This window comes from Micromonospora sp. NPDC002411 (genome assembly GCF_053592955.1).
The window spans coordinates 1-8862 of the sequence record NZ_JBSFBM010000277.1; the positions used below are offsets into that span (position 1 = coordinate 1).

General features: G+C 71.6%; 7 protein-coding genes. 2 read left to right on the plus strand and 5 right to left on the minus strand.

Going from position 1 to position 8862, the window contains the following annotated elements:
- The coding region (locus ACWCO3_RS26415) for a hypothetical protein (RefSeq protein WP_450012587.1) at nucleotides 1-1469 on the minus strand (1469 nt) is incomplete at its 3' end.
- Nucleotides 1470-1519: 50 nt separating this feature from the next.
- Nucleotides 1520-2974, minus strand: coding sequence for a GTPase HflX (gene hflX, locus ACWCO3_RS26420; protein WP_145784928.1), 1455 nt, complete (start codon nucleotides 2972-2974; stop codon nucleotides 1520-1522).
- Between the two features lie 183 nt (nucleotides 2975-3157).
- Between hflX and ACWCO3_RS26425 the strand changes: the two genes are divergently transcribed.
- Nucleotides 3158-4624 carry an NAD-dependent malic enzyme gene (locus ACWCO3_RS26425; protein WP_145784929.1) on the plus strand — a complete coding sequence of 489 codons (1467 nt, stop codon included), beginning with the start codon at nucleotides 3158-3160 and terminating at the stop codon, nucleotides 4622-4624.
- Nucleotides 4625-4718: 94 nt separating this feature from the next.
- Here the strand turns inward: ACWCO3_RS26425 and dapF are convergent, their stop codons facing one another.
- The 3 genes from dapF to ACWCO3_RS26440 are packed head-to-tail and all read right to left on the minus strand — an operon-like array spanning nucleotide 4719 to nucleotide 7304.
- Nucleotides 4719-5564, minus strand: a complete 846-nt coding sequence (gene dapF / locus ACWCO3_RS26430) for a diaminopimelate epimerase (RefSeq protein WP_357933901.1) — start codon at nucleotides 5562-5564, stop codon at nucleotides 4719-4721.
- A gap of 7 nt (nucleotides 5565-5571) precedes the next feature.
- Nucleotides 5572-6498 (minus strand): tRNA (adenosine(37)-N6)-dimethylallyltransferase MiaA, encoded by a 927-nt coding sequence (miaA, locus tag ACWCO3_RS26435; RefSeq protein WP_423436939.1) that lies wholly within the window; start codon nucleotides 6496-6498, stop codon nucleotides 5572-5574.
- Nucleotides 6483-7304, minus strand: coding sequence for a hypothetical protein (locus ACWCO3_RS26440; protein ID WP_450012590.1), 822 nt, complete (start codon nucleotides 7302-7304; stop codon nucleotides 6483-6485). The genes miaA and ACWCO3_RS26440 overlap by 16 nt, the downstream gene beginning before the upstream one ends.
- A gap of 201 nt (nucleotides 7305-7505) precedes the next feature.
- Here ACWCO3_RS26440 and ACWCO3_RS26445 point away from each other — a divergent pair, with 201 nt between their 5' ends.
- Complete coding sequence (locus ACWCO3_RS26445) at nucleotides 7506-8714, plus strand: DUF349 domain-containing protein (protein ID WP_145784933.1); 1209 nt, start codon at nucleotides 7506-7508, stop codon at nucleotides 8712-8714.
- Nucleotides 8715-8862: the final 148 nt, after the last annotated feature.

The following is an 8862-nucleotide window of genomic DNA, read 5'->3' on the forward strand; positions in this document are numbered from 1 at the left end:
CGTCGGCCTGTCGTGCCGTCGTTGCGTCGCGCTACCGGTCCGACCATTATGCGTCGCGACCGCGCCCCGCCGTAGCCACCATCGGCCGCTGCCGGGCGGGCACCTCCGTACACCGCACCACCTGCCGGGGCCGCGCCGCCGCGACCCGGGGCACCGCCTGCCGGAGCCGGGCCGCCACGACCCGGGGCACCGCCGCGACCCGGTGCACCGCCGTAGACCGCACCGCCCGCCGCTGCGCCACCACCGTAGACACCGCCCTTACGGTCGGCAGATGCTCGGGGATCATCGGCGGACCGGCCGCCGCGCGGGTCGAGCGGCTCACCATCCGGGTCCGACGAGTCGGAGTCGTCAGCCGGCGGCCGGTTACGGGCCCGGACGATGCCGACGATGCCGGCGGCGACCAGCAGAAGACCGAGCAACCCGACCGCGCCGACCAGGTACGTGATGTCGTCGAAGCTCAGCCCGTCCGTCCAGGACTTCGAGGCGGCCGGCTTGGCAGCAGCCCCGCCGCCCGGTGCCTGTGGCACCGCTGTCGAGCTGGACGGTGTGTAGCTGAGGATGTCGAGGGGCTCGTCTTCGCCGAACCGGGTGGCGTCGGAGACCGTGAGGAACGACTTCCCGTCCGGGGAGTAGCTGATGGCCTCGCCGAACGGGTCGGCCAACGCCGTCACCCGGGGCTTGCCGGTGCTGAGCGCGCCGACGATGTCGCCGCCGCTCACGTCGAACTCGAATGCGTCCGCGTACGTGCGCAGAACCACCCGGGAACCGTCCGGCGACCGGGCCGCGCCGGTGATGGCGATCCGGCCGAACGTGTTGAGCGGGTTCTCCGTCTGCGTCTTCGGCAGGGTGATCTCGCCGGCCTTGCGCATCGGCACCGGCTCGGTGTCGCCGCTCTTCAGAGCCGTCGCGGGGGTGTAGATCTCGGCCTTGCCGCTGGTCACCTTCGTGATGATCAGCGGCTTGCCGTCGTCGCCGATGAGCAGGGCCTCGGCGTCGTGCGGTTTCGCCTCGGGATAGGCGAGCCGGTGCAACGTCGGTTGCTTGTTGCCGCTGACCGGCATCGACCAGAGCGCGATGCGTGTGCGGCGGGTCTTCGAGTCCGCGTTGTCGCCGATGTCGGCGATCCAGAGGGTGTTGCCGTCCTTGGAGAGAGCGAGGTCCTCGGTGTCGGCCGGGCCCTGCCCCGAGTAGCGGACCGGCTCCTTCGAGATCTTGCACTTGCTGTCGAGGAAGAAGACCCGCTTACGTGCCACGTTCTCGGTGCCGTCGTTGACGACGATGTAGCCACTCTTGGTCGCGACCAGCCCGGACAGCTCCCGCAGGCGCTCGTCGGTGATCGTGCACCGCTTCTGCCCGGGAGCGGCAGCGGACAACCCGGGGGCGGGAGCCGCCACTGCGACTCCGGAGAGCGCCACGGTTGCCCCGAGCAGGCCGAGGGCAACCGTGACCGAGGAAACAACGCGGCGCATTCGGTCAGTGTCGCATGCCGCGCGTTTCCGGTGGATGACGCCGTGGTCGCTCAGGACCGGACGCCGGCCACCTGACTCTCCCGCTGGACCTCGAAGGGCGCCAGCTCCGCAGCCAGCTCCGCGCCGACCCGGACGTGCAGCAGCGTGCCCTCCGGCAGGTGCGACGTGCTGAGCACGTCACCCGTGCGGTGCACCCGTGCCACCAGGTCGCCCCGGTCGTACGGAAGCACGGCCCGGACCTCCACGGCCGGGCGGGGCAGCCGCTCCTCGATCGCCGCGCGCAGCCCGTCGATGCCCCGACCCGAGTGCGCGGACACGAAGATCGCGTCCGGCCAGAGCCGCTTGAGCCGCAGCAGGGTGTCCTCGTCGGCCGCGTCGGTCTTGTTGACCACCAACAGCTCGGGGAGCCGGTCGGCGCTGACCTCGGCGAGCACCGCGTGGACCGCCCGGACCTGCTCCTCCGGATCCGGGTGGGTGCCGTCGACGACGTGCACCACCAGATCCGCCTCCGCGACCTCCTCGAGCGTCGAGCGGAACGCCTCGACGATCTGGTGCGGCAGGTGCCGGACGAAGCCGACGGTGTCGGAGAGGGTGTAGAGCCGCCCGTCCGAGGCGGTGGCCTTGCGGGTGGTCGGGTCCAACGTCGCGAACAGCGCGTTCTCCACCAGCACACCCGCACCGGTCAGCCGGTTGAGCAGGCTGGACTTGCCGGCGTTCGTGTAACCCGCGATGGCCACGGCAGGGACCGAGTTGCGCGTGCGTCGGGCGCGCTTGGTGACGCGTACCGTGCGCATGCTCTTGATCTCGCGCCGCAGTCGGGAGATGCGGTGGCGGATACGCCGCCGGTCGGTCTCCAGCTTGGTCTCACCGGGACCACGCACACCCACACCGCCACCGGCGCCGCCACCCCGGCCGGAACCACCCGTCTGCCGGGAGAGCGTCTCACCCCAACCACGCAGCCGGGGCAGCAGGTATTCGAGCTGGGCCAGCTCGACCTGCGCCTTACCTTCCTTGCTCTTGGCGTGCTGGGCGAAGATGTCGAGGATCAGCGCCGTCCGGTCGACAACCTTGACCTTGGTGCGCTGCTCCAGGTTGCGCAGCTGCGACGGCGACAGCTCACCGTCGCAGATGACAGTGTCGGCGCCGCTGGCCAGCACCACCGCGCTGAGGTCGTCGACCTTGCCGCGGCCGATGTAGGTGGCCGGGTCGGGCCGGGTGCGGCGCTGGATGAGCCCTTCGAGCACCTGCGAACCGGCGGTCTCCGCCAGCGCGGCAAGCTCGGTCAGGGAGTTTTCTGCGTCGGTCACCGTGCCGTCGGTCCAGACACCCACCAGGACCACCCGCTCCAGCCGCAGCTGGCGGTATTCCACCTCGGTGACGTCGCTGAGCTCGGTAGAGAGGCCTGGGACGCGCCGGAGAGACTGCCGCTCCGACAGGTCCAGCTCGCCGGTGGTGACGTCGTCGAACTCGTCCTCGACGGGGACGAAGCTCTCCTGGTTCCGCAAGCGGTTCTCCTGTCCGTTTTGATAAGTAGAACGTAATCCTGACATGACACAACGCCGAACGCACCTGCTATATGCCCATGGTGAAGGTCGCCAAAAGTGGGGCCGAATGCTGGTCGGGGTCGACAACCCGGTAGAAATGCGGGCGGCGGCCGAACGGCCGCACAGCCGTGACGGAGGGATCCCGTGGCCATCACCCGACTGCCCAGCGCCGGATTTTCGATCACCATCCGGATCGCCGTAACCGCGGACGCCTCCTCGATCGGCCGGCTCACCACCTCCGTCGGCGAGGCCGGGGCGATCGTCACGGCGCTGGACGTGGTGGACTCCGACCCGACCAACGTGATCGTCGACCTGACCTGCGACACCGCCGACGCCGGTCACGCCGACCAGGTCGTCGAGGCGCTGACCGCGCTGGACGGCGTTGACGTGCGCAAGGTGTCGGACCGCACGTTCCTCCTGCACCTGGGCGGCAAGATCGAGGTGACGTCGAAGGTCGCGCTGCGCAACCGCGACGAGCTGTCCCGGGCGTACACCCCGGGGGTTGCCCGGGTCTGCATGGCGATCGCCGAGAACCCGGCGGACGCCCGGCGGCTGACCATCAAGCGGAACACCGTCGCGGTGGTCAGTGACGGTTCCGCGGTGTTGGGTCTGGGCAACCTGGGCCCGGCCGCGTCGCTGCCGGTGATGGAGGGCAAGGCGGCGCTGTTCAAGCGCTTCGGCGGGGTGGACGCCTGGCCGGTGGTGCTGGACACCCAGGACACCGACGAGATCGTGCAGATCGTCAAGGCGATCGCGCCGGCCTACGGCGGGATCAACCTGGAGGACATCGCCGCGCCGCGCTGCTTCGAGATCGAGGCCCGGCTGCGCGAGGCGCTGGACATCCCGGTCTTCCATGACGACCAGCACGGCACCGCGATCTGCGTGCTGGCCGCGCTGACCAACGCGCTGCGGGTCGTGGGCAAGGAGCTCAAGGACGTGCGGGTGGTCGTCTCCGGTGCCGGCGCCGCCGGCACCGCGATCATGAAGCTGCTGCTGCGCCAGGGCGTCGGCGACATCATCGCGTACGACCGGCAGGGCGCCCTGCACCGTGGGCTGACCGGGCTCAACTCGGCGTGGCAGTGGCTGGCGGAGAACACCAACAAGGAGAACTACTCGGGTGACCTGCCGGGTGCGATCCGGGGTGCCGACGTGTTCATCGGTGTGAGCGCGCCGAACCTGCTCACCGGCGACGACATCGCCCAGATGGCGAAGGACTCGATCGTCTTCGCCCTCGCCAACCCGGACCCGGAGGTCGACCCGCGGGAGGCGCGCAAGCACGCCGCGGTGGTCGCCACCGGCCGTTCGGACCAGCCGAACCAGATCAACAACGTGCTCGCCTTCCCCGGGGTGTTCCGCGGCATGCTGGACGCGCACGCCGAGGAGTTCACCGAGGAGATGGCGATCGCGGCCGCCCAGGCCATCGCCGACGTGGTGGGCGAAGAAAAGATCAACCCGACGGTGATCGTGCCGAGCGTCTTCGACTCCCGGGTCGCCCCGGCCGTCGCCGCCGCCGTCCGCGCCGCCGCGCACAACCCCAGCCCGCTGCCGGCCGCCGACCCGGGCCCGGCAGACCTCCCGGAGATCGCCGCCACCGCCAGCGCGACCCCCTGACCCACACTCCCCCGCCGAGCCCTGGCTCAGCGAGCCCCGGTTGATCAAGAGGTTTGCGTCAGGAAGAGCGTGGATTCTGACGCAAACCTCTTGATCACCGAAGCAGGGCGGCGGGGTCGATCTCGCCGGTCGCTACCAGGACGGCGGGTCCGGAGAGCCAGCAGGAGTCGGCCGTCACGGTGACCGTCAGGCGGCCGCCGGGGACGTCCACCGCCACCACACCGGTGTCCCGGCCGGCGTCGCGCAGGGCCACCGCGCCCACCGCGCAGGCGCCGGTGCCGCAGGACAGGGTCTCGGCGCTGCCTCGCTCGTACACCCGCATCAGCGTGTGCCCGTCGGTGGCGTCGACCGGGTCGCCCGCCACGATGAACTCCACGTTCACCCCGCTCGGGAAGACCTCCGGGTCGTACCCGGGAGCCTTCGTCAGATCCAGCGCGGACAACTCCACACCGGTGGGCAGGACACAGACCAGGTGCGGGTTACCGATGTCCACGGCAGTGCCGGTCAGGGTCAGTTCGCCGAGGGTGGCGGTCGACTCGTCGTACACCCGGGGGCGGCGCATCTCGACGGACACGGCGTCGCCCTCGACCAGCGCGCGCACGACGCCGGCCCGGGTCGCCACCGGCAACGCCGCGCCGGCGGGCGTCGCCAAGCCGGTGTCCAGCAGGTACCGCACGAAGACCCGGGCGCCGTTGCCGCACATCTCGGCGAACGAACCGTCGGCGTTCCAGTAGTCCATGAACCACTCGGCCTCGCCGGCCAACCCGGCACCGTCCGGGTGTTTGGCCGCGCGGACCACCCGCAGCACGCCGTCCGCGCCGATGCCCCTCCGCCGGTCACAGAGCGCCGCGACCAACTCCGGGGTCAGGTCGAGCTGACCGTCCGGGTCGGGAAGGAGGACGAAGTCGTTGCCGGTGCCGTGGCCCTTGGTGAACTCCACGCACCCATCATCGCGCAGCGGCCGGCACCAGGCGCAGGGCGGCCCCGATCAGGTCCGGCGTCGCCGAGTCCAACCAGTGGATCCGCGGATCCCGCCGGAACCAGGACCGCTGCCGGCGGACGAAGCGCCGGGTCGCCCGAACCGTCTCGTCGTGCGCCTGCGACTCGGTCAGCTCACCGGCGAGCATCCGCAACACCTGCTGGTAGCCGAGCGCCCGACTCGCCGTCCGCCCCTCCGGCAACCCGCGCCCGACCAGCTCACGGGTCTCCGGCACTAGGCCGTCGGCCCACATCCGGTCGACCCGCAGCGCGATCCGCTCGTCCAACAGCCCGGTGTCCAGGTCGACGCCGAGCTGCACCGACGGGTAGTACGGCGTGGGCTGCGGCAGCGAGGCCGTGAACGGCGCTCCGGTGAGCTCGATCACCTCCAGGGCCCGCACGATCCGCCGGCCGTTGCCGGGCAGGATGCCCTCGGCGGCGGCCGGGTCGGCGGCACGCAGCCGCGCGTACAGCGGCGCCGGGCCGACCTCCGCCAACTCTCGTTCCAGCCGCTCCCGCAGCACCGCGTCGGTGCCGGGGAACTCGAACCGCTCCAGCACCGCCCGCACGTACAGCCCCGACCCACCGACCAGCAGCGGCACCCGCCCCCGGGCCAGGATGTCGTCGACCGCCGCGCGGGCCAACCGCTGGTACTCCGCGACACTCGCCGGCTCGGTGACCTCCCAGATGTCCAGGAGGTGATGCGGCACCCCGTCGCGCTCGGCGACTGTCAGCTTGGCGGTGCCGATGTCCATGCCCCGGTAGAGCTGCATCGAGTCGGCGTTCACCACCTCCCCGCCCAGGGCGTGCGCCAACGCGATGCTCAACGCCGACTTACCCGCCGCGGTCGGGCCAACCACCGCGACGACCGTACCGCTGGTCACACCCGCTCCCAGGACGCCACGAAGTAGGCGACCCCATAGGGAGCCGCATGGTGCAACAGCTCACCGCGCCACCCGCCGCCAGCCGCCCGGGCCGCGCCAGCCAGCACCTGCCAGGGCGCACGACCGGCGGCCTTCAGCTCCGCGGACACCACCGGGTCCAGGTCGAGCAGGACGTCCAGGTCCGCGTCGGCCAGCGCCGCCGCAACCCCCTGGTCGTACGGGAGGGCGCGTGGGTCGTCGTACCCGGGTGACGTCACTCCCCGGCACGCCGAACCGTCCCCGAGTACCAGCAACGCCACCCGTTCACCGGTGGCGGCGACCTCGTCGGCGAGCACCGCCAGCTCGGCCGGGCCCGCGTCGGCGACCACCTGCACTGCGGTGACCGTCGGCGTGCTGGTCGGCGGTGCGCCGACCGGCGGTGCGCTGTTCGAGGTTGCGCTCGTCGACGGTGTGCCGACCGGCGGCGTGCTGGTCGGCACTGTGCTGGCTGGCGGCGGCGTCTCGTGGCGGGTCAGCAGCCACGCGCCGATGGTCAGGCTCAACGGCAGCACCGCACCCCGGTCGGGCTGACCGGGAGCCAACGGCACGTCCAGGTCGACACCCCAGGGCTGTAGAGAACCGGTGGCCGGAGTGCGGATCGGACCGGTCACCGGCCCGGTCCCGAGCAGCACCACGCTGTCCGGACCGACGGCCAGCAAGCGGCGTACGGCGGTGTCGCAGGCCGCCCGAAGGTCGTCCAACTCGGGGGCCGCGGAGCCGGCCACCTCGGGCACGAGCAGGGGCGGATGCGGACAGACAGCGGCGGCGACCAGTGGCACCCGTTCACCGTAGCGGGAATCCCCGGTGCGTCTCCGCGCCGATCCGGTCATTCGGCCCCTAGGACACCGTATGGTCACGGTCGGCGATAGGCGCTCGACGCGGACCGGGTGAGACCTGTGACAATGCCGGAAGCAACTTGGCTGCGCCGTGGCGGCGACGGGGGTTCGTTCCCTCGACGCCGGGAGAACGAGGATGGGCACATGAGCGACTGGACTGCCTTCGGACGGGTGGACGCGGACGGCACCGTGTACGTCAAGACCACCGAGGGCGAGCGGGTGGTCGGATCCTGGCAGGCGGGTGCGCCGGAGGAAGGCCTGGCACACTTCGCGCGCCGCTTCGCCGATCTGGTCACCGAGGTGGACCTGACCGAAGCACGGCTCAAGTCGGGTGCGGCGGATGCCGGGCACTCGCTGACCACGATCCGGCGGATCCGCACCACGCTGCCCGAGGCCAACGTGGTCGGCGACATCGACGCCCTGACCGCTCGTCTGGACAAGCTGGCGACCCTCGCCGAGGAGAAGGCCGGCGAGGCGCGCGCCGCCCGGGACGCCGCTCGCGGCGAAGCCCTGGCCCGCAAGACCGCGCTGGTCGAGGAGGCCGAGAAGCTCGCCGCCGAGTCCACCGGCTGGAAGACCGCCGGCGACCGGCTCAAGGAGATCCTCGACGAGTGGAAGACCATCCGTGGGGTCGACAAGAAGGCCGACGGTGAGCTATGGAAGCGGTTCGCCGCCGCCCGGGACGGCTTCACCCGACGTCGTGGCGCCCACTTCGCCTCTCTGGACTCGCAGCGCAAGCAGGCGCAGACCGCCAAGGAGGAGCTGGTCGCCCAGGCGGAGAAGCTCCAGGAATCCACCGACTGGGCCGCCACCGCCAACCAGCTCAAGGACCTGATGACCCAGTGGAAGGCCGCGCCGCGCGCCTCCAAGGAGGCCGAGCAGAAGCTCTGGGAACGATTCCGGGGTGCGCAGGACGCCTTCTTCAGCCGGCGCAGTGAGGTCTTCTCCGCCCGGGACAACGAGCAGCGCGGCAACCTGGAGCGCAAGCAGGCCCTGCTCGCCGAGGCCGAGGCGTTGGACATCGACGCCGACCCGAAGGGCGCCCAGGCCAAGCTGCGCGAGATCCAGGCGCAGTGGCACGAAGCCGGCCGGGTCCCCCGCGAGGCGGCGGCCGGGCTGGAGCGCCGACTGCGTGTCATCGACGACAAGGTCCGCGACGTGATGGACTCGGCGTGGCGCCGCACCACCAAGGAGGACAACCCGCTGCTCGCCCAGATGCGGGCACAGGTGGCGGAAGCCGAGGACCGGCTGGCTCGGGCGCAGAGCGCCGGGGACGCACGCCGGATCAAGGAAGCCGAGCAGGCGCTCGCCTCCAAGCGGCAGTTCCTCCAACTCGCCGAGCAGGCTGGCTGAGCTGACGTCTTCCGGAGCCCCCGGCCCCCTCACGGGGACCGGGGGCTCCCGCGTATCCAGGCCGTCCCCGTTCGCCCCGCCCCGCGCCGCCCCGCCCCGCGCCGCCGCGCCGCCGCGCCGCGCCCAAGATCCGCACAACTTCCCGGAT

What these genes read in the sequence shown, in the direction of transcription:
- ACWCO3_RS26445 (WP_145784933.1), top strand. Translation starts at nt 7,506, where the DNA reads ATGAGCGACTGGACTGCCTTCGGACGGGTGGACGCGGACGGCACCGTG.